Annotated in this window: 19 protein-coding genes and 1 pseudogene; 16 read left to right on the top strand and 4 right to left on the bottom strand. The window is 51.2% G+C overall.

Annotated features, from left to right (window positions below):
* The 7 genes and pseudogenes from N7387_RS13465 to N7387_RS13435 all read left to right on the top strand — a co-directional run.
* Positions 1 to 585 (top strand): phage baseplate assembly protein, encoded by a 585-nt coding sequence (locus tag N7387_RS13465; RefSeq protein ID WP_274371739.1) that lies wholly within the window; start codon positions 1 to 3, stop codon positions 583 to 585.
* Positions 585 to 1,022: a phage GP46 family protein gene (locus N7387_RS13460; protein WP_262860949.1), complete on the top strand. Its 438-nt coding sequence runs from the start codon at positions 585 to 587 to the stop codon at positions 1,020 to 1,022. The genes N7387_RS13465 and N7387_RS13460 overlap by 1 nt, the downstream gene beginning before the upstream one ends.
* Complete coding sequence (locus N7387_RS13455) at positions 1,023 to 2,162, top strand: baseplate J/gp47 family protein (RefSeq protein WP_279799583.1); 1,140 nt, start codon at positions 1,023 to 1,025, stop codon at positions 2,160 to 2,162.
* Positions 2,159 to 2,752 carry a putative phage tail protein gene (locus N7387_RS13450; protein ID WP_279799581.1) on the top strand — a complete coding sequence of 198 codons (594 nt, stop codon included), beginning with the start codon at positions 2,159 to 2,161 and terminating at the stop codon, positions 2,750 to 2,752. Before N7387_RS13455 ends, N7387_RS13450 begins: the two co-directional genes overlap by 4 nt.
* A gap of 50 nt (positions 2,753 to 2,802) precedes the next feature.
* The gene (locus tag N7387_RS13445) at positions 2,803 to 3,861 is read left to right on the top strand and encodes a hypothetical protein (protein ID WP_279799579.1); all 1,059 of its coding nucleotides are present in this window, start codon (positions 2,803 to 2,805) and stop codon (positions 3,859 to 3,861) included.
* A gap of 2 nt (positions 3,862 to 3,863) precedes the next feature.
* Positions 3,864 to 4,523: a tail fiber assembly protein gene (locus N7387_RS13440; protein WP_279799578.1), complete on the top strand. Its 660-nt coding sequence runs from the start codon at positions 3,864 to 3,866 to the stop codon at positions 4,521 to 4,523.
* Between the two features lie 14 nt (positions 4,524 to 4,537).
* A pseudogene (locus N7387_RS13435) lies at positions 4,538 to 4,636 on the top strand (helix-turn-helix domain-containing protein); the annotation flags it as partial.
* 43 nt (positions 4,637 to 4,679) lie between these two features.
* On the opposite strand, the gene N7387_RS13430 reads toward N7387_RS13435, so the two are convergent.
* From N7387_RS13430 to N7387_RS13420, 3 genes are all read right to left on the bottom strand, one after another.
* Positions 4,680 to 4,964 (bottom strand): DinI family protein, encoded by a 285-nt coding sequence (locus N7387_RS13430; protein ID WP_262861063.1) that lies wholly within the window; start codon positions 4,962 to 4,964, stop codon positions 4,680 to 4,682.
* 517 nt (positions 4,965 to 5,481) lie between these two features.
* Complete coding sequence (locus tag N7387_RS13425; protein ID WP_262882315.1) at positions 5,482 to 6,531, bottom strand: 3-deoxy-7-phosphoheptulonate synthase; 1,050 nt, start codon at positions 6,529 to 6,531, stop codon at positions 5,482 to 5,484.
* Between the two features lie 146 nt (positions 6,532 to 6,677).
* Positions 6,678 to 7,541 carry a pyruvate, water dikinase regulatory protein gene (locus N7387_RS13420; RefSeq protein WP_025153009.1) on the bottom strand — a complete coding sequence of 288 codons (864 nt, stop codon included), beginning with the start codon at positions 7,539 to 7,541 and terminating at the stop codon, positions 6,678 to 6,680.
* Positions 7,542 to 7,759: 218 nt separating this feature from the next.
* Between N7387_RS13420 and ppsA the strand changes: the two genes are divergently transcribed.
* On the top strand, positions 7,760 to 10,138 hold the full coding sequence (ppsA, locus tag N7387_RS13415) for a phosphoenolpyruvate synthase (RefSeq protein ID WP_279799574.1): 2,379 nt from the start codon (positions 7,760 to 7,762) through the stop codon (positions 10,136 to 10,138).
* 474 nt (positions 10,139 to 10,612) lie between these two features.
* Here the strand turns inward: ppsA and ydiK are convergent, their stop codons facing one another.
* On the bottom strand, positions 10,613 to 11,728 hold the full coding sequence (gene ydiK, locus N7387_RS13410) for an AI-2E family transporter YdiK (protein ID WP_262861060.1): 1,116 nt from the start codon (positions 11,726 to 11,728) through the stop codon (positions 10,613 to 10,615).
* A 209-nt stretch (positions 11,729 to 11,937) separates the two neighbouring features.
* Here ydiK and N7387_RS13405 point away from each other — a divergent pair, with 209 nt between their 5' ends.
* The 8 genes from N7387_RS13405 to sufE all read left to right on the top strand — a co-directional run bounded on the left by N7387_RS13405 (position 11,938) and on the right by sufE (position 21,428).
* Positions 11,938 to 15,006, top strand: coding sequence for an FAD-binding and (Fe-S)-binding domain-containing protein (locus N7387_RS13405; protein WP_279799573.1), 3,069 nt, complete (start codon positions 11,938 to 11,940; stop codon positions 15,004 to 15,006).
* 34 nt (positions 15,007 to 15,040) lie between these two features.
* The gene (locus tag N7387_RS13400) at positions 15,041 to 15,466 is read left to right on the top strand and encodes a hotdog fold thioesterase (protein ID WP_279799572.1); all 426 of its coding nucleotides are present in this window, start codon (positions 15,041 to 15,043) and stop codon (positions 15,464 to 15,466) included.
* 338 nt (positions 15,467 to 15,804) lie between these two features.
* Positions 15,805 to 16,185, top strand: coding sequence for a Fe-S cluster assembly scaffold SufA (sufA, locus tag N7387_RS13395; RefSeq protein ID WP_279799570.1), 381 nt, complete (start codon positions 15,805 to 15,807; stop codon positions 16,183 to 16,185).
* 15 nt (positions 16,186 to 16,200) lie between these two features.
* Complete coding sequence (gene sufB / locus N7387_RS13390) at positions 16,201 to 17,685, top strand: Fe-S cluster assembly protein SufB (RefSeq protein WP_262883830.1); 1,485 nt, start codon at positions 16,201 to 16,203, stop codon at positions 17,683 to 17,685.
* Between the two features lie 51 nt (positions 17,686 to 17,736).
* Positions 17,737 to 18,483: a Fe-S cluster assembly ATPase SufC gene (gene sufC / locus N7387_RS13385; protein WP_262883829.1), complete on the top strand. Its 747-nt coding sequence runs from the start codon at positions 17,737 to 17,739 to the stop codon at positions 18,481 to 18,483.
* Positions 18,458 to 19,765 carry a Fe-S cluster assembly protein SufD gene (gene sufD / locus N7387_RS13380; RefSeq protein ID WP_279799568.1) on the top strand — a complete coding sequence of 436 codons (1,308 nt, stop codon included), beginning with the start codon at positions 18,458 to 18,460 and terminating at the stop codon, positions 19,763 to 19,765. Before sufC ends, sufD begins: the two co-directional genes overlap by 26 nt.
* Positions 19,762 to 21,000: a cysteine desulfurase SufS gene (gene sufS, locus N7387_RS13375; RefSeq protein WP_279799566.1), complete on the top strand. Its 1,239-nt coding sequence runs from the start codon at positions 19,762 to 19,764 to the stop codon at positions 20,998 to 21,000. The genes sufD and sufS overlap by 4 nt, the downstream gene beginning before the upstream one ends.
* An 8-nt stretch (positions 21,001 to 21,008) precedes the next feature.
* Positions 21,009 to 21,428, top strand: coding sequence for a cysteine desulfuration protein SufE (gene sufE, locus N7387_RS13370; RefSeq protein WP_279799565.1), 420 nt, complete (start codon positions 21,009 to 21,011; stop codon positions 21,426 to 21,428).
* Positions 21,429 to 21,492 lie beyond the last annotated feature (64 nt).

The raw sequence follows: 21,492 nt of genomic DNA, 5'->3' as shown, positions 1-21,492 counted from the left end.
ATGAGCGATCAGGTCCGTGATTTAAAAACCCGTATGGCGATGATGATAGGTGCCGGTAAATCCAGCCTCACCAAAGATGACGGTGCGATTCAGACCATCCAGTACAGCACCGCGCTGGAAGTCAGGGACGGCACTTATCGTATGACAGAATTCGGCTTTTCCTCCTCTCTGCCGCCGGGGTCGGATGTTCTGATTGCCTATCTCGGCGGTAACCGCTCCAGTGCGGTGGTCATCGGCAGCAATCATCCCGGTTCGCGGCATACCGGACTCTCTGCCGGTGAAAGCGTGATGTACAACCTGTGGGGCATGTACATCCACATGACAGAAAACGGCATTGTGATTGAGGCCAAAGATAAAGACGTGACCATCAATAACGCCGATAAGGTGACGGTCAACGCCAAAACAGAAGTGGTGCTGAATACGCCGATCCTGAAAGTGTCCGGTGATGTCATTGATAACTACGAAAGTAACCCGTCCACACTGAAAGCGCTGCGGGACAGTTATAACTCGCATAATCACGATGTGGAAAATGTGGAACCGGGAAGTGCCACCAAAACCAGTAAGTCGATTAAGGAGACAGTCTGATGTCTGATATTTCTTCCTGGTGGAACGCGGATACACTGCGGGCGTACTGGAAAACCGGCAATGGCGACCTGATTTCCGGTGATGACCTGCAGTCGGCGATTATCATCAGCCTGTTCACTGATCGCCGGGCGCACAACGACGATGATTATGAGGATGAGCACAGGCGTGGCTGGTGGGCGGATACCGGAACGGATGGGTTTATCGGTTCCCGCCTCTGGTTACTGAGGCGTCAGAAACTGACCACGAAGGTTGCAAGGAAAGCAGAGGATTACGCCCGTGAGGCGCTGGCATGGATGATAACGGACGGTGTTGTGCCTGATATTCAGATCCGGACACAAATAGTGTGGCCGCAGCGGCTGAACATGGTTATCCGTTATCAACGGCCGGATGCCGGTGCGGAAGATCTGCGTTTTTACTGGGTATGGGAGAAACAATAAATGCCGTTTAAGCGTAAAACGCTGACTGATCTGCGGGAGCAGAACCGGAATTTCCTGCGCAATGAACTGAAAACACCCGGTGCGCTGCTGCGGTATTCCAATATGCGGGTACTGGCGGATATGGATGCCGGTATGGCCCATCTGCATTATGCCTACCTGGATTATATTGCAAAGCAGGCAACCCCGTTTACCGCAACAGATGAACATCTGGCAGGATGGGGGGCAATGAAACGGGTGTACCGCAAACCCCCGAACAAATCCACCTGTGAGAAGGTGCAGTTTGACGGTGTTCCGGGAAGCATCATTCCGGCCGGGACGGTGATGACGCGGGGTGACGGATACCGGTACCAGTCTGTAACTGAAACTCATATCAACGCGGACGGGAAAGGCTTTGCGTCTGTTGAAGCTATTCTGCCCGGCATTGACGATAACATTTATGGCGGCGGTGCTGCGGGCAACTCGCCGGCAGGCACAAAACTGACACTTGAGATCGCCATCTCCGGCGTTTCTTCGGATTGCGTTGCGGTTGAGCCGATCACCGGCGGCAGTGATATTGAGAACGAAGAGCTTTTTCGCCAGCGTGTTCTGCACGCATACCAAAAGCCCCCTCAGGGCGGAAGCGATACTGACTATGAAGGCTGGGCAAAAGAAGTACCCGGAATTACCCGTGCCTGGGTGAAGCGCCGCCTGCTGGGGGCCGGGTCGGTCGGTATTTACATCATGTGTGACGACAACGGCAATGGCGGGTTTCCGCAGGGGACTGACGGACCGGCCACTAAAGAAGACTATGCCGTTCATGCCACCGGTGACCAGTTACGTGTGGCAGATCATATCTGGGATGTGCAGACGGTCACGGCGGTGGTATGGGTATGTTCCCCAATCGCGAAAAAGATAGATTTTGAAATTGAAGGACTGAGCCGTGCAACCTCCGGATTGCATCAGCAGATAGCTAAGGCTATTGATGATGTGTTTTTCCGGGACAGTGATCCGACCGGCGGCGCAAAAATCTACCTTTCCGATCTGCAGTATGCGATTGCTGATATCCCGGGCACTACCGGTTTCGTCCTGAGAAAACCGGCTGAAAATATTATTCTGAGTACCGGTGAGCTGGCGCAGCGCGGGGAGGTGTCTTACACATGAATTACACTGCTGATGATTACACTCAGGCTATGATTGGTCTGGCTCCGCAGGGTATGGCATGGGACTGGCGGCCGGGATCAGATATGCATGCTGTTCTCCGCGCTCTGGCACGTAGTTATGAAGCTTCGGATATTGATGCTGTTCAGCTGCTCGAAGGCGCGTTTCCCGGGACAGCCACAACGTTATTGCCGGAGTGGGAAAAAACACTCGGTCTGCCGGATGATTGTGCGATCGGGGAAATGGATACCATCCCGAAACGACAATCCGCAGTTCTTTCAAAACTGCTGCGCACCGGCGGGATGTCAAAACCCTATTACATCAGCCTGGCTGCCGAGATGGGTTACAGCATCACCATTACCGAATTCCGGCAGGCAAGAGCGGGGCTTTCATCCTGTGGTGACGCACTGAACGGTGATGAATGGCCGTTCGTCTGGCGTATCAACGCCGGAAACACACAGCTGACATATGCGGTTGCCGGGAGCAGTTACTGCGGTGAGCCGCTGCGTTCGTGGGGGGAACATTACCTCGAGTGCCAGTTTAATCAGATTTCACCTTCTCACACGTTCCTTCAGGTCGGTTACGACCAGTAAACCCTGACTATCAACGACTAATTATCACCTTCACTGAGTGAGGCCTTATTATGAAAAAAATTGGTGATGTCACCAGTACAGCCGATAAAAACGGCGAATGGACAAACGGCAATGTGGCCGCCGGCATCGTGCCGACAATTCTTGATGCTGCCTGGCTTAATTCCGTTCAGCGGGAAATTCTGGGTGTGCTGACAAAAGCAGGAGTTCCCCAGGATAAAAATAATGACACCCAGCTTGCGGAGGCGATCGGCCGGATTATCGGCAATGGCGATTACGTCACCCATCCGTATTTAAAGCTGGAGCTGCTTAAAAAAATCGATAAAGCGGATATCGCTCAGCAGCTGGGAAATGATACCGGCAAGGTGGTGTCACAACAGCTTCTGACAACCGAACTCGGTAAAAAAGCTGGGATTACTGATGTCAGCGGCAAACTCGACAAAACCGCAGTCGTTCAGGTGCCGGGCGCATCAACAACGAGCGTGATGAGCCAGAAAGCGGTGACTGACCTGGCAAATACCAAAGCCGATGGTGATCGGTTTTCAACAAGAACGTCAGCGGTACTTATGTCATCACCGAACGGTAATTATGGTGTTGAAATCAGTAATACCGGTATGTTTGCAGTCGCTGACCTGTCCGGTGCCGCACCTGTGCCTATTTTTCGTGTCACACCAACCGGTGAAATTAATGACGGCGCGATAGCGTTAGCGAAGGTGACGGGGGCAGGCACAGCAGCAAAAAGTGATATTTTGCAGACGACCGGCGCATCGACAGCGAATGTCATGAGTCAGAAAGCGGTTACTGATGCGGTTGCCGCGATAAAAGTATTCGGCGCAGGTCAGCGGTGGTCTGATGTAAAAAGTACCCGGAATCTTGGTGTTAATTATACGAATACCAGCGGGCGGACGATTGCCCTGTTTGCAAGTACCGTACCTGCCCTCGCCATGGCGTCATTAGTGATTTATGTCGATGGTGTCACTGTTTCAAATTCAGGCACCGGCGGGTCTGATTCGGGATTTACGCGCATGGCATCGGGGTCTGCCATTATCCCCGCAGGCAGTACATACAGAGTAGAGGCGAACAGCCTGGATAAATGGTCTGAGTTGAGGTAACGATGAAATATTACAAAAATAAAGAAAACGCTGTGTACGCTTATGACGATATATGTTTATCACAGGTTGCGGGGCTGGCTGTGCTGGAATCCCTGCTCTCTGAAAAGGAGCCGGAACTGACTGATGCAGACAGCCGACTCCGGCATGCAGAGCATGAACTGAATGAAGCAAAAACCCGGCTTAACCAGATATTTGAGAGTCCGGAAGACAGTGAGAATACCGATACAGAGGAAACGGCCACCCTGATGCGGGATGTTGAGGAAAAAACCATCATATATGATGAGGCGGCCCGGGAGTTTAACCGTGTAAAAACAGACTATCAGCAGCTTGAGGCAGAGTATGACGCTGTTTTTCCGGTTTTCTTTGAAATTCGTGAGAATTTAAAAAGCATGACGGAAATGTCAGCCAAAGAGACACAGGCGTATTTAAATCCGCCCGTTGCACAGTCACGGCTGATTAATGATGCCGAACACAAAAAGCAGGCGCTGCTTGCAGAAGCCAGCGAAAAAACGGAGCTGTGGCGGACTCAGTTAATGCTCGGCATTATCACGGACGAAGATAAAGCCAGGCTCAAAGAATGGATGCTGTACGTGCAGAAGGTGCAGGCGGTAGATCCATCCCCCGGAGATACAGTGGCGTGGCCCACACCACCAGTCAGATAAGACCGGGTTCAAACAGGCTGCCGCTGGATAAAGGTCATTCACGGCAGCAGCTGGCAATTATTTATGGCGTGGGGGTATCGACGATTTACCGGTATTTTCCGGCCACAACGTAAATAAAACAAAGCCGCGCTGGTGGATGCCCGGCGCGGCTGTCGCTTACTTATCAAAATATTCTACATCATCAGCAGCGTCTGTCGTTTCAGGCACCCAACTGCCATCCTCAAAAATCTCCTGCAGTATCTCCTTTATTTTTTTGTTGTCCTTGTCATTTTTCCCGCCCGTTACTGACATCGTTGCATTGGTTCCCCACGCAATACGAACGTTCATATCCTGATACTGAGCCCGAAACTTTCGATCAATTTCTTTTTCCAGTGCCTCAAATGTACCGGGTGGTATTATCTCTTTTTGGTTGCTGCTGAAAATAACATCAATACGGAGCATGTGATCACCTCTTATTTCACTGTTTAAATATACAGTATTAGTTTGGATGTGCAACCGGCAGATGTCAAGAACAGTCATTAGCAATCATTAGATGTGTGTACATAACGATGCTCATGATCATATTTTACGGTGATATAAATTCACATATTGCATTGATAAATAATGAATTTATTATATGTACTATCATTCTGATGGTGGATAATAATGCGTTGCTGAGGCCCCAGGAGTGCCTCGCTGCTGATAACGGTGATCTTATTTGTTGCTGTATTTTTATATCCGGAACGTCCGGATATCACAGAATTCTGATTATTTTCAGTCATATAATTTTATTTGATATCAATTCTCACTCGCAAATTATTATCAGCAGATGATGGAATCTGTACAAGCGATTTCTTTCCGGAGGGGGGATTTACATGGAAAAAGTGAGCTGTATCTCAACTATATGGTGTGTAAATGATAACTATGAGTGATGAATAAACAGGATGCCGGGCATCCTGTTTCATAATAAGGAAAAAAATCAGCCGAAACGGGCATTCGCCGCGTCAGCCAGAATATCCAGTAAGGTGACGGTATCCGCCCAGCTCAGGCACGGGTCAGTAATTGACTGCCCGTACACAGGCGCTTTGTGATTGACCAGTTTTTGTGTGCCTTCCTGAATAAAGCTTTCCGCCATAACACCGGCGATAGCCCGCGAACCGTCTTTAATCTGTTGTGCGACATCTTTGGCGACATCCAGCTGACGACGGTGGATTTTCTGACAGTTACCGTGGCTGAAATCAATCACCAGATGTTCCGGCAGGTCAAACTGGCGCAGCTGATCACAGGCGTGTGCAATATCACCGGCGGCATAGTTCGGTGTTTTGCCGCCGCGCATAATAATGTGCCCGAACGGATTGCCTTTGGTCTGGTAAATGGTCATCTGACCGTCTTTATCCGGTGACAGGAACATATGACCGGCCTGTGCGGCTCGGATAGCATCAATCGCAATTTTGATATTGCCGTCAGTCCCGTTTTTGAAGCCGACCGGGCAGGAGAGTGCGGAGGCCATTTCGCGGTGGATCTGGCTTTCCGTGGTCCGGGCACCGATTGCCCCCCAGCTGATCAGATCCGCAATATACTGCCCGGTGACCATATCGAGAAACTCGGTGGCTGTCGGGACATTCAGTGCGTTAACGTCGATCAGCAGTTTGCGTGCCAGCCGGATACCTTCATTGACCTGACAGGAGTTGTCCAGACGCGGATCTGAAATCAGGCCTTTCCAGCCGACCACCGTACGCGGTTTTTCAAAATAGGTACGCATCACAATTTCAAGGCGCGCGCTGTATTTTGGCAGAAGCTCGCTCAGGCGTTGTGCGTAATCCAGTGCGGCAATCGGGTCATGCACAGAGCAGGGGCCGACAATCACCAGCAGACGCGGGTCGTCACCGGTTAAAATGCGTTCAATGCGGGTTCGTGATGTGGCGACATTCTTAGTAATTGCTGCTGTGGCCGGAAACTCGCCGGCCAGCGCAGACGGGGTGATCAGTTTGTCTATTGCCCGTGTGCGCAGTTCATCCGTTTTTTCCATAGATTAATGCTGTCTCTGAATTCGGTCAGTTGCTGTGTGAAACCACAGTGATACCGATCACAATAAACGAAAACGTGATGATTACAAGATACAATTGCAGAAAGTGGAGCACAGGGGGAATGTGATCCACTTAACCGTTTCCGCTGTCAGAACATACGGCGGTTTAATCCCAGAGAATCGATGATTTTTGTCGATATCTCTTCCACCGAATAGTTAGTGGTGTTGAGGTAGCTGATTTTGTGTTTGCGGTACAGTGCTTCCACTTCTGCCAGTTCCATCCGGCACTGGCGGATTGAGGCGTAGCGGCTGTTTTCACGGCGCTCTTCCCGGATAGCGGCAAGACGTTCAGGATCAATGGTCAGACCGAATAGTTTTTTATTATACGGTTTCAGGGCAGCAGGCAGCTGCAGATTGTCCATATCATCTGCGGTAAACGGATAGTTGGCGGCCTGGATACCGAACTGCATCGCCAGGTAGAGGCTGGTCGGGGTTTTACCGCAGCGGGAAACGCCGAGCAGAATCACCTGAGCCTGATCCATATTACGCAGGGAAACACCGTCATCATGCGCCAGCGCGAAATCAATGGCGGCGATCCGGGCGTCATACTGGCTCAGATTGCGTTTGGATAAACCATGCGTCCGGTTGAACATCGGCTGAGGTTCCATCTGAATCTCTTTCTGAATCGGTGCCACCAGGGTCTGGACGATGTCCTGGCAGCAGCCCTGACTGCCGGTAATGGCTTCGCGCACGTCCTGACAGATAATGGAGTAGAACACCAGCGGGCGTAACCCGGTGGTTTCAAAAATGGTATCGATTTTTTGTCTGATTTCCAGCGCACGCTCTACGGTTGCCACAAAAGGCAGAGTGTAAGCGATAATATCAATAGGGAACTGAGACAATACAGCATGACCTAATACTTCCGCCGTAATCGCCGTTCCGTCAGAAATAAAGAAGACACTCCGTGTTTCTTTATTTTGTGTATCAGAAGATGAGCCGGTTGTGATAGACATGTTATTTATTTTCCTATGTTTTTTGCTGAATCGATAATCCGGAGCAACGGCACAAATAAATTAAAACATGATTATAAAGGATAAAAAAATATTGTAATCGGGTTGATCGATTCACCTGTCTATATTCTTACAAACATTGTGATAATCTGTTTCTGATGCTCAGCAGAGCCCGTATTTCCGATTTTACCTTCTTTTGAATGTTAAAAGGATTGCTTGCAATGTCCAACAATGGTCAAACCCCGTGTAATGTACTTTGGTATAACCAATTAGGTATGAATGACGTACCCCGTGTCGGTGGTAAAAATGCGTCTTTAGGTGAAATGATAACCAATCTTTCCGGATTAGGCGTGTCTGTTCCCAATGGTTTTGCCACCACGGCACAGGCCTTCAATGACTTTCTTGAGCAAAGTGGCGTCAACCAGCGTATTTATGAGCTGCTGGATAAAACGGATGTTGACGATGTCAACCAGCTGGCGAAAGCCGGTGCACAGATCCGCGGATGGGTAATTGATACCCCGTTCTCCGCGGAATTTGAGCAGGATATCCGTCAGGCGTATGAACAGCTGTCCGAAGGCGAGAAAGGCGCATCTTTTGCTGTGCGTTCTTCCGCAACGGCTGAGGATATGCCGGATGCCTCCTTCGCGGGACAGCAGGAAACCTTCTTAAACGTGCAGGGCATTGATGCGATTATGGTCGCCATCAAGCACGTATTTGCTTCATTATTTAATGACCGCGCGATTTCTTACCGCGTGCATCAGGGCTATGACCACCGTGGTGTTGCGCTGTCTGCCGGTGTTCAGCGCATGGTACGTTCTGACCTCGCGTCTTCCGGCGTGATGTTCACTATCGATACCGAGTCCGGTTTTGACCAGGTGGTCTTTATTACATCCGCTTACGGGCTGGGTGAGATGGTGGTGCAGGGTGCGGTAAACCCTGATGAGTTTTATGTCCACAAACCAACCCTGGCAAAAGGCCGTCCGGCCATTGTCCGCCGTACCATGGGTTCCAAGAAAATCCAGATGGTTTATGCGGATGACACCAGTCACGGCAAACAGGTGCGTATTGAGGATGTGGATGCAGAAAAATGCAAACGTTTCTCACTGACCGACAGTGAAGTGGAAGAGCTGGCAAAACAGGCTGTTACCATTGAAAAACACTACGGTCGTCCGATGGATATCGAGTGGGCGAAAGACGGTAACAACGGCAAACTGTATATCGTGCAGGCACGTCCGGAAACTGTCCGTTCCAATCAGCAGGTGATGGAACGTTATCAGCTGAACGGCCAGAGCAATGTGCTGGTTGAAGGCCGTGCAATCGGTCACCGTATCGGTGCCGGTGTGGTCAAAGTTATCCATGACCTGAGCCAGATGGATCGTATTCAGCCGGGTGATGTGTTAGTCACTGATATGACTGACCCGGACTGGGAACCGATCATGAAGAAAGCCGCGGCGATTGTGACCAACCGTGGCGGCCGTACCTGCCATGCGGCAATCATTGCCCGTGAGCTGGGGATCCCGGCGGTGGTTGGTTGCGGTGATGCCACCGAACTCCTGAAAGAAGGTCAGGAAGTGACGGTTTCCTGTTCTGAAGGGGATACCGGTTACGTCTACGGCGGCAAACTGGATTTTGATATCCACTCTTCTGAAATCGATAAAATGCCGGAAGTGGGCACCAAAATCATGATGAACGTCGGTAACCCTGACCGTGCATTTGACTTTGCCTGCCTGCCGCATGAAGGTGTCGGTCTGGCGCGTCTGGAATTTATCATCAACCGTATGATTGGTGTACACCCGCGCGCACTGCTGGAATTTAATCAGCAGACCCCGGAATTACAGGCGGAAATCCGCAGTATGATGCAGGGCTATGATGATCCGGTGGAATTCTATATCGGTCGCCTGGTTGAAGGGATTGCCACGATTGCCGCGGCGTTCTATCCGAAGAAAGTGATTGTCCGTCTGTCTGACTTTAAATCCAACGAATATGCCAACCTGGTCGGCGGGGATATCTACGAACCGCATGAAGAGAACCCGATGCTGGGCTTCCGTGGTGCCGGTCGTTATGTGCATGATGATTTCCGTGATTGTTTCGCACTGGAATGTGAAGCAGTGAAACGTGTGCGTAATGATATGGATCTGACTAACGTCGAAGTGATGATCCCGTTTGTCCGTACTGTGGCACAGGCAGAAGCCGTGGTGAATGAACTGGCGGCTCATGGTCTGAAACGCGGCGAAAATGGCCTGCGCCTGATTATGATGTGTGAAATCCCGTCAAACGCACTGCTGGCTGACCAGTTCCTCGAGTATTTCGACGGTTTCTCTATCGGCTCCAACGACATGACACAGCTGACGCTGGGTCTGGATCGTGACTCCGGTGTGGTTTCCACGCTGTTTGATGAGCGCAACGATGCGGTGAAAGCGCTGCTGTCGATGGCGATCAACGCGGCGAAAGCACGTAACAAATATGTGGGAATATGTGGTCAGGGACCATCCGATCACCAGGATTTTGCGGCCTGGCTTATGGAGCAGGGAATCGACAGTGTTTCGCTTAATCCGGATACTGTAGTGAAAACCTGGATTTCATTAGCAGAAAATCACTGATTCAGTCATTTAAAATGATTAAAAGCCCGGATTATTTCGGGCTTTTTTTTGGTATTCGATGTTAGAATATCCGTCAGCACTTAAGGCAAATCAAAATAAAACCAAATCAGATATCCTGAATTACAGGCAAAAAAAAAGCCTATCATGGGCTGACAGGCAAAGACTACACACAGCAATATTTGTATTCGGAAGGTATCATTGTAATAAATAACAATACCTTTTAATTCGTTACTTGATGGCGGATATATTAAAATAATTAAGATATGCCTGCATTAAGAATTGTCTCAATATATATATTTACTGATTGTTAGATAAGTGAAATATATTCAGAACCTCTGTCCGTAACGGGAATAAGTCCGGTATATTTTTCTCAATGTATATTAATATTTCAAATTATTAATGCTATTTATGAACCATAATTGAATAATTAATTAAATATATCAGAGGTGCGTTCCGGCACCTCTGATTAAAAACTTATTCTTTTTCCGAGAGTTGTTCTTCCATATAAGCACGAACTTCCGTCAGGTCATCTGATGGCTTTGGCACATCATTCATCCATGCCTTCAGCAGTGTGTAAGAAACGGCCAGCACGACAGGGCCGATAAAGAGTCCGATCATGCCGAGTGATAACATCCCGCCGATAACACCCGTCAGAATCAGAACCATCGGTAAATCTGCCCCCATTTTGATGAGATACGGACGCAGAATGCCATCCATGGTGGCAACTATACCGGCCCAGACAATCATCACCACAGCCCAGGTGGTATCGCCTGTCCAGAACAGATAAATGATGGACGGGATCATAATCAGCAGCGGGCCGAGTTGTGCCACACAGCAGATAAAAATAAGTACAGTCAGAATCGCGGCAAACGGTACGCCGGCCAGCCCCAGACCCAGTCCGCCGATAATCGCCTGGGTTAATGCGGTGACCACAACCCCCAGCGCCACAGCGCGTACAGACATGGCTGCCAGCAACACGGCGGCGTCACCGCGCATCCCGGCGAGACGCAGGGCGAAATGACGGAAGCCGCGCATTGTTTCTTCGCCCTGAAGGTAGAGCAGGGCACTGAACAGCAGCATAATCGCCAGGTGGAACAGGAATTTACCGGCACTCAGTAACTGTGTCAGGAACCAGGCCGCGCCCTGTCCGAGGTAAGGCTGGATTTTTGCCATCATGGCGTTACCGCCGCTGGCGACCAGGGTTGTCCAGCTGGCAAACAGTTTCGGCCCGATAACCGGGATTGAGTCAAGCCAGTACAGCTCCGGCAGTGTCAGCTGCCCCGGAGATTTGACCCAGCGCATCAGCGGTTCACTGTTTTCGACGATACTGTTGATAAGCAAAGCCAGCGGAAAGACAAACAACAGAATAATCAGCATGACCATAATGGATGCGGCTATCCAGCGGCTGTTACGGACACGGCGGCGGATAGCGGTATAAACCGGCCAGGTGGCAATGACTATCATACCTGCCCAGACGAAGCCCGGAAGAAACGGACTTAATACCCAAAAACTAATGACAATGAGAATTGATATCGCTCCGACGGCGAATATTAGTTTAGGTAAATCATAACCCGGTTGCGATTTTTCCACGGATAAGTTTCCCTTTGTAAATAAATTAACTGGTTGTTCCCGATAAAGGAGCGCGAATATTGCGTTATTTTATTGCAGGCGCAAAATGAATACATTGTGTGTTAAGGTGAATATTCTCTCATGAATCATGCATCAGAATGAAGAGTTAACCACATAATTATATTGTCAGATTTGCAATGTGACCATTTATGATAAAAGAGCCGCAGATAATGATCCCACGATTAACGCACTCCCCTCAGGTAAGCCCAGCGGTTGAACGTTATATTCACGCCCTCAATGAAAGCGGATTTACCGGTGATACTACCACCCGCTATGGCGACCGGCTGACACTCGCGACCGATAACAGTATTTATCAGCTTCTGCCGCAGGCAATCGTTTTCCCGCGTTCAACCGCCGATGTGATTCTGGTGATGCGCCTCGCCGCACAGGATGAATTCCGGTCGGTTACTTTTACTCCGCGCGGCGGCGGTACGGGCACTAATGGTCAGTCGCTGAATAACGGGGTGGTGATCGATTTATCCCGCTATATGAATCGTATCCTGGAAATTAACCCGGAGCAGGGCTGGGTGCGGGCGGAAGCGGGCGTGATTAAAGATCAGCTCAATGCATATCTGAAACCGTACGGCTATTTTTTCGCACCGGAGTTATCCACCTCCAACCGTGCCACGCTGGGCGGGATGATTAACACTGACGCTTCCGGGCAGGGCTCACTGGTGTACGGCAAAACGTCTGATCATGTGCTGGGGTTGCGCTCGGTATTGCTTAACGGCGATTTGCTGGATACCGTACCGCTGCCGGTCAGTGAGGCACGACGCTGTGCACAGGAGGAAAGTGTGGCCGGGGAACTTTACCGCACCACACTGGAGAGCTGTGAAACTCACCGGCAAACCATCCTGGACAGCTTTCCGAAACTTAACCGTTTTCTGACCGGTTATGATCTGCGCCATGTTTTCAGTGATGATATGCAGACCTTTGATCTGACCCGTCTCCTGACCGGCTCGGAAGGCACACTGGCGGTGATCACTGAGGCAAAACTCAACATCACGCCAATCCCGAAAGTGCGCCGCCTGGTGAATGTCAAATATGATGCATTTGATTCCGCGCTGCGCAATGCACCGTTTATGGTGGCGGCTCAGGCGCTGTCAGTGGAAACCGTGGATTCAAAAGTGCTGAATCTGGCGCGGGAAGATATCGTCTGGCATTCCGTCAGTGAACTGATCACGGATGTGCCGGATAAAACCCTGCTGGGATTAAATATCGTTGAATTTTGCGGGGATGATGAAGCGCTTATCGACGGACAGGTTGCGTCACTGTGTGAACGTCTGGATTCATTGATGGCAAATAATGAGGCGGGTGTGATTGGCTATCAGGTTTGCCGTGAACTGAGTGGTATTGAGCGTATTTATGCAATGCGCAAAAAAGCGGTGGGCTTGCTCGGTAACAGTAAAGGGGCGGCAAAACCGATCCCGTTTGTCGAAGATACCTGTGTGCCGCCGGAACATCTGGCGGATTACATCACTGAGTTCCGCGCGCTGCTGGACAGCCATCATCTGGAATACGGCATGTTCGGTCATGTGGATGCGGGTGTGCTACACGTGCGTCCGGCGCTGGACATGTGCTCACCGGAACAGGAAATGCTGATGAAGCAGATTTCCGATGATATCGTTGCGCTGACTGCCAAATACGGCGGACTGCTGTGGGGTGAGCACGGTAAAGGATTCCGGGCGCAGTACAGTGAGGCTTTTTTCGGTGACACGCTGTATCGCGAACTGCGCCGTATCAAAGGGGCATTTGACCCGGAAAACCGGCTTAATCCCGGCAAAATCTGTGCGCCGTTAACCCGTGACGCACCAATGATGCAGGTGGATGCTATTAAGCGCGGCACCTATGACAGAACGATCCCCGTTGAGGTCAGAAATACCTTTTCCGGAGCGATGAACTGTAACGGCAACGGCCTGTGTTTTAATTTTGATGTCAAAAGTCCGATGTGCCCGTCAATGAAAGTGACGCAATCGCGCTTTCATTCACCGAAAGGCCGTGCCGGACTGGTGAGAGAGTGGCTGCGGCTGCTGGCAGAGCAGGGCACGGACCCGGCGCTGTTATCACAGGCTGTACCGCAGAGCCGGATTTCTCTGCGCGGACTGATTGAAAAAATCGGCAATACGCGGCGGGCATCCCGCGGGGAATATGATTTCTCCCATGAAGTGAAGGAATCGATGTCCGGTTGTCTGGCCTGCAAAGCCTGCTCCACACAATGCCCGATAAAAATTGATGTTCCGGAATTCCGCGCCCGGTTTCTGGCACTCTATCACGGGCGCTATTTGCGCCCGCTGCGTGACCATCTGGTGGCGAATGTGGAAGCCGGTGCGCCGCTGATGGCGAAAGCGCCAAAGGTGTTTAACTTTTTCCTGAAACAGCCGTGGGTGCAGAAACTCAGTGAAAAAACAGTGGGTATGACGGATTTACCGCTGCTGTCGTCACCGTCACTGAAACAGCAGCTGGCGGGGAGCAACGCGGTTTCCGTCACCCTGGAAATGCTGGAAAGCATGAGTGAGGAACAGCGCCGGGCCGGACGTTATCTCTTTATTGTTCAGGATCCGTTCACCAGCTATTTTGACGCAAAAGTGGTGGCCGATTTTGCCGCGCTGGCGGAAAAGCTTGGTTTTCAGCCGGTGCTGCTGCCGTTCAGCCCGAACGGAAAAGCGCAGCATATTAAAGGTTTTCTTTCCCGGTTTGCCCGCACGGCAAACAAAACAGCGGATTTCCTCAACCGGGTGGCGCGGCTCGGTTGCCCGATGGCGGGTGTCGATCCGGCGCTGGTGCTCTGTTACCGCGATGAATACAAAACCGTTCTGCCACCGGAGAAACAGCAGTTCCGCGTGATGTTAGTCCATGAATTTCTGACGGAATATACGGATTTATTACCGGTGAAAGATGTCAGTGGGGATACTCCCCCTTGGTATCTGTTCAGCCACTGTACCGAGTCCACTGCACTGCCGGACAGTGTAAAAATCTGGCAGAAATTGTTCCGCCGTTTTGGTGCAACACTGCAATCGGTCAGTACCGGTTGTTGCGGTATGGCGGGGACTTACGGTCATGAGATGCCGAACCTGGCGCGTTCGAAAGGAATCTATCAGCTTTCCTGGGCGCAGCCGTACCAGTCGCTGCCATCAGAACGCTGCCTGACTACCGGATACTCCTGCCGCAGCCAGGTAAAGCGGATGGAAGGTAACGTGATGCTGCACCCGTTGCAGGCGCTGCTGACACTGGTATCCTGATAGCGGGATAAAACACGACGCGGAGAGCTTATTAATGATATGGAAACGACCTGCAACACCGGCAGAACTGAATCGCATCTCGGAAGGGAATATGCTCAGCCACCTGGGCATTGTCTTCACGGCAGTGGAGCCGGAGCAGTTGATCGCGACGATGCCGGTCGATGACCGGACCAAACAGCCGCACGGCCTGCTGCACGGCGGGGCATCGGTGGTACTGGCGGAAAGCCTCGGCTCGGTAGCCGGATATCTGTGCAGTGAAGGGGATGAAACCGTGGTCGGTGTTGAGATTAATGCTAACCATGTCCGTGCGGTGCGCAGTGGTGTTGTTACCGGTTATTGTAAGGCGGTACACCTCGGGCGCAATCAGCAGGTCTGGTCTATTGAGATTTTTGATGAACAGCAGCGGTTATGCTGTATTTCCCGTCTGACCACTGCGATTCTGCGTGGGTCAAAAAAATAACATCTGAGCAACATATCAGCCGGTATTACGTGAATTCTGCCCGGAATTTCCGTGTACCGGCACTTCTCTGCAAAAGTCGTATTTATAATGTTCCTTTTGTGCCATTGATACTGTACTGATCGGTACGGTAATGAGCATTTATCATTGATAAATAATCTCTTTTACAAACAATAAATTAATTCACTTTTCGCTCAAAAATGATAACGCTTGTCTGATACACTTGTCTATTATTTAAGCAATAATCGGAATGTCCTTTCAAAGCAAGTGGTTGAAGTGAGAAATATTATCATTAACATGGTGTTTACGGAGAGCTCCCGTCGAATTTTATGAGGTCAATAATGGCAACACACAGCACCAACCCGGTGGAAACCTTTTCACTGAATGACAACGACTGGACAGGGATCACACTGACAGTGGCTGCTGCAAAACAGATTGTGACACTGATGAAAAATACCCCGGACAGTATCGGGCTTTGCCTGAGTGTCAAACAATCCGGTTGTGCCGGGTTTGGTTATGTTTTTGAAATGATTAATCAGGCGGATGCAGAGGATATGTTGTTTGAGCGCGACGGCGCCCGGCTGTATGTTCCGCGCAAAGCCATGCCGTTTATCGATGGCACAGAAGTGGATTTTGTCCGTGAAGGACTGAATCAGATATTTAAATTTAATAATCCGAAAGCTCAGCATGCCTGCGGGTGTGGTGAAAGCTTCGGGGTTTAAGAGCGAAGCCATATTATGTCTCAGAGCAATGCAGAGATTGGTGAAGACGTCCAAACCTGGCTGAATGACGGACGCTATAAAGAGGGCTTCTTCACTAACGTCGCCACCGATGAACTGGCGAAAGGGATCAATGAAAATGTGATCCGCGCCATTTCCGCCAAACGAAATGAACCGGAGTGGATGCTCAATTTCCGGCTGGAGGCTTTTCAGCACTGGCTGGGGATGGAAGAGCCGCACTGGCTGAAGGCGAAGTATCCGCAGCTGGATTATCAGGATTACAGCTATTACTCCGCGCCGTCATGCGGCTCGTGTGATGATACCTGCGGCTCACAGCCGGGGGCGGTGCAAAGTCCGGCAGGCAGTTTCCTGACCAGTGAAGTGGAAGAGGCTTTTGAAAAACTCGGTGTGCCGGTTCGCGAAGGGCAGGCGGTGGCAGTCGATGCGATTTTTGACTCCGTGTCTGTCTCAACCACTTACCGTGATGAGCTGAAGAAACACGGTGTGATTTTCTGCTCGTTCGGGGAGGCGATTCACGACTATCCGGAACTGGTGCAGAAATACCTCGGTACCGTGGTATCCAATCACGATAACTTTTTTGCCGCGCTTAACTCAGCGGTTGCCTCTGACGGCACCTTTGTTTATGTCCCGAAAGGGGTGCGCTGCCCGATGGAGTTATCCACCTATTTCCGCATTAACGCAGCTAAAACCGGTCAGTTTGAACGTACCATTCTGATTGCGGATGAGGGCAGTTACGTCAGCTATATTGAAGGTTGCTCCGCACCGGTGCGTGACACTTATCAGCTGCATGCGGCGGTTGTGGAAGTGATCATCCATAAGGATGCGGAAGTGAAGTATTCCACTGTGCAGAACTGGTTCTCCGGCGGTGACAGTGAAGGCGGGATCCTCAACTTTGTCACCAAACGGGCACTGTGTGAGGGCGAAAATTCCAAAATGTCGTGGACACAGTCTGAAACCGGCTCGGCCATTACCTGGAAATACCCGAGTGTGATCCTCAAAGGGGATAACTCGGTCGGTGAATTCTTCTCTGTTGCCCTGACTAACGGCACACAGCAGGCCGACACCGGTACCAAGATGATCCACATCGGCCGCAATACCAAATCCACCATTATCTCGAAAGGGATTTCCGCCGGGAAAAGCCAGAACAGCTACCGGGGACTGGTGAAGATACTGCCGGGCGCGGAAAACGCCCGTAACTTTACCCAGTGTGACTCCATGCTTATCGGCACAGAGTGCGGCGCACACACATTCCCGTATGTGGAAGTGATGAATAACAGTGCGCAGCTGGAGCATGAGGCTACCACCTCGCGTATCGGCGAAGACCAGCTGTTTTACTGCTTACAGCGCGGGATCAGCGAAGATGATGCCATCTCAATGATTGTTAATGGTTTTTGTAAAGATGTGTTCTCTGAATTGCCGCTGGAATTTGCCGTTGAAGCGCAAAAGCTGCTGGCGATCAGCCTGGAACACAGTGTCGGTTAATACATCAGAATCAGCGCCTGCGGGATAACCGGCAGGACGGAGTAGTACATTATGTTAAGCGTAAACGATTTGCATGTCAGCGTGGAAGGTAACGAAATCCTCAAAGGGTTATCACTGGATGTGAAACCGGGGGAAATCCACGCCATTATGGGGCCGAATGGCTCCGGTAAAAGTACCCTGTCTGCCACATTGGCCGGGCGGGAAGAGTATGAAATTGACAGCGGAACCGTCACTTTTAAAGGTAAAGACCTGCTGGAACTGGCACCGGAAGATCGTGCCGGTGAAGGTATTTTCCTCGCCTTTCAGTACCCGGTGGAAATTCCCGGGGTAAGTAACCAGTTCTTCCTGCAAACTGCAGTCAATGCGGTGCGCGAATATCGTGGTGAAGAAGCACTGGATCGCTTTGATTTTGCGGATTTTATCGAAGATAAAATTGAGCTGCTGAATATGCCGCAGGATCTGCTGACACGTGCGGTGAACGTCGGGTTCTCCGGCGGTGAGAAAAAGCGTAACGATATCCTGCAGATGGCTGCCCTTGAGCCATCGCTCTGTATTCTCGATGAAACGGATTCCGGGCTGGATATTGATGCCCTGAAAACCGTGGCTAACGGCGTGAATCAGCTGCGCAGTCCGGATCGCGCCTTTATTATTGTCACTCACTATCAGCGCATCCTGGATTATGTGAAGCCGGATTTTGTTCATGTGCTGTATCAGGGCAAAATCATCAAATCCGGTGATTTCTCACTGGCGAAAAAACTGGAGGAGCAGGGATATGGCTGGCTTATTGACCAACAGTGAACGCGCGCTGAAACGCCGTGAGGTCAGTGAGCGCAACCTGGCCGCAATGGGCCGGATAGCGCAGCTTATCGCGCAGCATCCGCTCTCCGGACACGCGGCGCAGCACTGGCAGCAGGCACAGAAAACCGGCTTCCCGGCCTTTCATCAGGAAGACTGGCACTATACGTCACTGACGCCATTGCTGGAGGCAGATTATCAGGATAAGACCGGCACATTGGATACCTTGCCGGAGGCTGTGCTGACGTCACTGAATGCCTGCCGCGTGGTACTGGTGGACGGCGTGTTTGCGCCGCAGTGGAGTGATACGGATTTTGGTGTGTTTGAGTTGTCAGTGGCTGACAGTCGCAGTGAATTTCCGGCACCGGTTAACGGCGAAATTTTCCTGCACCTGACTGAAAGCCTGGCGCAAACGCCGTTAATGATCCGCGTGAAAGCAGGCGCAAAGGCGGAAAAACCCCTGTATATCGTCAATATTTCAACGGCACATCATGATGCCCTGAATATGCGTCACAGCCGCTATCACCTCGATATCGGTGCGAATGCGTCAGTATCGGTGATTGAGCACTTTATCAGTCCGGATGAACAATCCGCCCATTTCACCGGTGCGCGGATGACCGCCGCTATTGGTGAAAACAGTGATTTCCGTCATCTGAAACTGGGATTTGAAAATCCGCAGGCGTACCATTTCGCCCATAATGATTTGGTGATTGCCGCCCATGCCCGTGTCGAAAGCACCAGTTTTCTGCTCGGCGGCAAACTGACCCGGCATCACACCAGCACACAGCTTAACGGCGAAGGTATTGTGCTGGCCATGAACAGCCTGGTACTGCCGAAACACGGCGAAATTGCTGATACCCGCACGTACCTGGAACATAACAAAGGGTATTGTGAAAGCCGTCAGCGCCATAAAACCATTGTGATGGATAACAGCCGCGCGGTATTTAACGGCATGATCAAAGTGGCACCGCATGCGCTGAAAACAGACGGGCAGATGACCAACAATAATCTGCTGCTGGGCCGGAAAGCGGAAATCGATACCAAACCACAGCTGGAAATCTATGCCGATGATGTCAAATGCAGCCACGGTGCAACGGTCGGGCGGATTGATGAAGAGCAGCTGTTTTATCTGCGTACACGCGGGATCGCCGAAAAAGCCGCGAAGCAGATGATCATCCTCGCGTTTGCCGCAGAACTGACTGATACGATCAGCGATGACGTTCTGAATAAGGTTGTGATGGCGCGTATTCGTCAGTCGCTGGATCTGGGGGATAAGCAGTCATGAGTTATCCTGTGCAACAATTACGGGCCGATTTCCCGGTACTGGCCGGGGAGGTGAACGGCAAACCACTGGTTTATCTCGACAGTGCCGCCAGCGCCCAGAAACCTCAGCAGGTGATTGATGCGGTGAGTGATTTTACGGCTCACCATTATGCCGCGGTTCACCGCGGCATTCACACCTTAAGTGCAGAGGCCACGGCTGCCACGGAAGCGGTGCGGCAGAAAGCGGCGGCGTTTATCAATGCACCGCTGACGGAAGAAATTATTTTTGTCAAAGGCACCACGGAAGCCATCAATCTGGTGGCGGACAGTTTTGGTCGTGCGTTCTGCAATGATGGTGACAATATCATTATTACGGAGATGGAACATCACGCCAATATTGTGCCCTGGTATATGCTGGCAGAGAATGCGGGGATTGAAATCCGTGTGTTACCGATGGCGGATGACGGCACTCTGGTGCTGAGTAAATTACCGGCACTGATCGACGATCGCACCCGGCTGCTGAGCTTTACCCATCTCTCTAATGTGCTCGGCACTGTGAACCCGGTGAAAGCGATTATTGCGCAGGCACGCGAACTGAGCCGTGCCGCCGGGGGAGAACTGGCGGTGCTGGTGGACGGTGCTCAGGGCGCAATGCATCAGCCGGTGGATGTTCAGGCGCTGGATTGTGATTTCTATGCATTTTCCGGCCATAAAGTGTACGGGCCGACCGGCATTGGCATTTTGTGGGGACGCAAATCTCTGCTGGATAATATGCCGCCCCGCGAAGGCGGCGGTGCCATGATCGCAGAGGTCAGCCTGACAAACGGCATTACCTATGCGGATGTGCCGTGGCGTTTTGAGGCGGGAACGCCTAATATCCAGGGCATTATCGGCCTGGGAGCCGCGCTGGATTATCTGAATAACATCGGAATGGCGGAGATTGCCGCGTATGAGCACACACTCATGCAGTATGCACTGACCCGGCTGGCAGAGGTACCCGGTATTATTTTGTACGGCAATGCACAGCGGGAAGGGGTGATCGCCTTTAACCTCGGGACGCACCATGCTTTTGATACCGGTGCATTTCTGGATCGCTACGGCGTGGCTGTCCGTACCGGACATCACTGCGCACAACCGTTGCTGGCGCATTATGGTGTCAGTGCTATGTGCCGTGCCTCACTGGCGCTCTACACCACGGAAGCTGATATTGATATACTGACGGACGCACTGAAACGTACCGCCAAACTGCTGGGTTAAGGGTCCTGATGAAAATTACGCTGCCGGATCAGGCAAAATTACTGCGCAATTTCTCCCGTTGTCATGACTGGGAGGAGCGTTATCTGTATCTGATTGAGCTGGGGGAAAAATTACCGGCGCTGACAGAGGAACAGCGGCAGCCGCAGTATAAAATATCGGGTTGTCAGAGTCAGGTCTGGATCATCATGCAACAGGATGAGGAAGGGCGGGTCTGGTTTGCCGGTGACAGTGACGCCGCGATTGTCAAAGGTCTGGTGGCACTGGTTATCGCGCTGTATCAGGGGAAAACACCGGCGGAAATCCGTGACCTGGATATCGCAAAGATCTTTTCGGAACTGGCACTTTCTGTCCATCTGACCCCGTCCCGTACTCAGGGGCTGAACGCCATGGTCAGAACAATCATACAAAACACGCAGCAAATGAGATAAAACATCGTTCCCTTTTACTTACTCTGCTAATAATATATTACCTGGCGTGGCCGGAAAGCGGCCA

The sequence above is a fragment of the Morganella sp. GD04133 genome (genome assembly GCF_029835375.1).
In the GTDB taxonomy this organism is placed as follows: Bacteria; Pseudomonadota; Gammaproteobacteria; order Enterobacterales; family Enterobacteriaceae; genus Morganella; species Morganella morganii_B.
Note: the sequence above shows the minus strand (reverse complement) of the source record. Positions and strands in the feature narration are given on the sequence as shown.

Bases quoted from the DNA above. Each gene is read 5' to 3' on its own strand.
- N7387_RS13465 (WP_274371739.1), top strand. From the start codon at position 1: ATGAGCGATCAGGTCCGTGATTTAAAAACCCGTATGGCGATGATGATA.
- N7387_RS13460 (WP_262860949.1), top strand. From the start codon at position 585: ATGTCTGATATTTCTTCCTGGTGGAACGCGGATACACTGCGGGCGTAC.
- N7387_RS13455 (WP_279799583.1), top strand. From the start codon at position 1,023: ATGCCGTTTAAGCGTAAAACGCTGACTGATCTGCGGGAGCAGAACCGG.
- N7387_RS13450 (WP_279799581.1), top strand. From the start codon at position 2,159: ATGAATTACACTGCTGATGATTACACTCAGGCTATGATTGGTCTGGCT.
- N7387_RS13445 (WP_279799579.1), top strand. From the start codon at position 2,803: ATGAAAAAAATTGGTGATGTCACCAGTACAGCCGATAAAAACGGCGAA.
- N7387_RS13440 (WP_279799578.1), top strand. From the start codon at position 3,864: ATGAAATATTACAAAAATAAAGAAAACGCTGTGTACGCTTATGACGAT.
- N7387_RS13430 (WP_262861063.1), bottom strand. From the start codon at position 4,964: ATGCTCCGTATTGATGTTATTTTCAGCAGCAACCAAAAAGAGATAATA.
- N7387_RS13425 (WP_262882315.1), bottom strand. From the start codon at position 6,531: ATGGAAAAAACGGATGAACTGCGCACACGGGCAATAGACAAACTGATC.
- N7387_RS13420 (WP_025153009.1), bottom strand. From the start codon at position 7,541: ATGTCTATCACAACCGGCTCATCTTCTGATACACAAAATAAAGAAACA.
- ppsA (WP_279799574.1), top strand. From the start codon at position 7,760: ATGTCCAACAATGGTCAAACCCCGTGTAATGTACTTTGGTATAACCAA.
- N7387_RS13405 (WP_279799573.1), top strand. From the start codon at position 11,938: ATGATCCCACGATTAACGCACTCCCCTCAGGTAAGCCCAGCGGTTGAA.
- N7387_RS13400 (WP_279799572.1), top strand. From the start codon at position 15,041: ATGATATGGAAACGACCTGCAACACCGGCAGAACTGAATCGCATCTCG.
- sufA (WP_279799570.1), top strand. From the start codon at position 15,805: ATGGCAACACACAGCACCAACCCGGTGGAAACCTTTTCACTGAATGAC.
- sufB (WP_262883830.1), top strand. From the start codon at position 16,201: ATGTCTCAGAGCAATGCAGAGATTGGTGAAGACGTCCAAACCTGGCTG.
- sufC (WP_262883829.1), top strand. From the start codon at position 17,737: ATGTTAAGCGTAAACGATTTGCATGTCAGCGTGGAAGGTAACGAAATC.
- sufD (WP_279799568.1), top strand. From the start codon at position 18,458: ATGGCTGGCTTATTGACCAACAGTGAACGCGCGCTGAAACGCCGTGAG.
- sufS (WP_279799566.1), top strand. From the start codon at position 19,762: ATGAGTTATCCTGTGCAACAATTACGGGCCGATTTCCCGGTACTGGCC.
- sufE (WP_279799565.1), top strand. From the start codon at position 21,009: ATGAAAATTACGCTGCCGGATCAGGCAAAATTACTGCGCAATTTCTCC.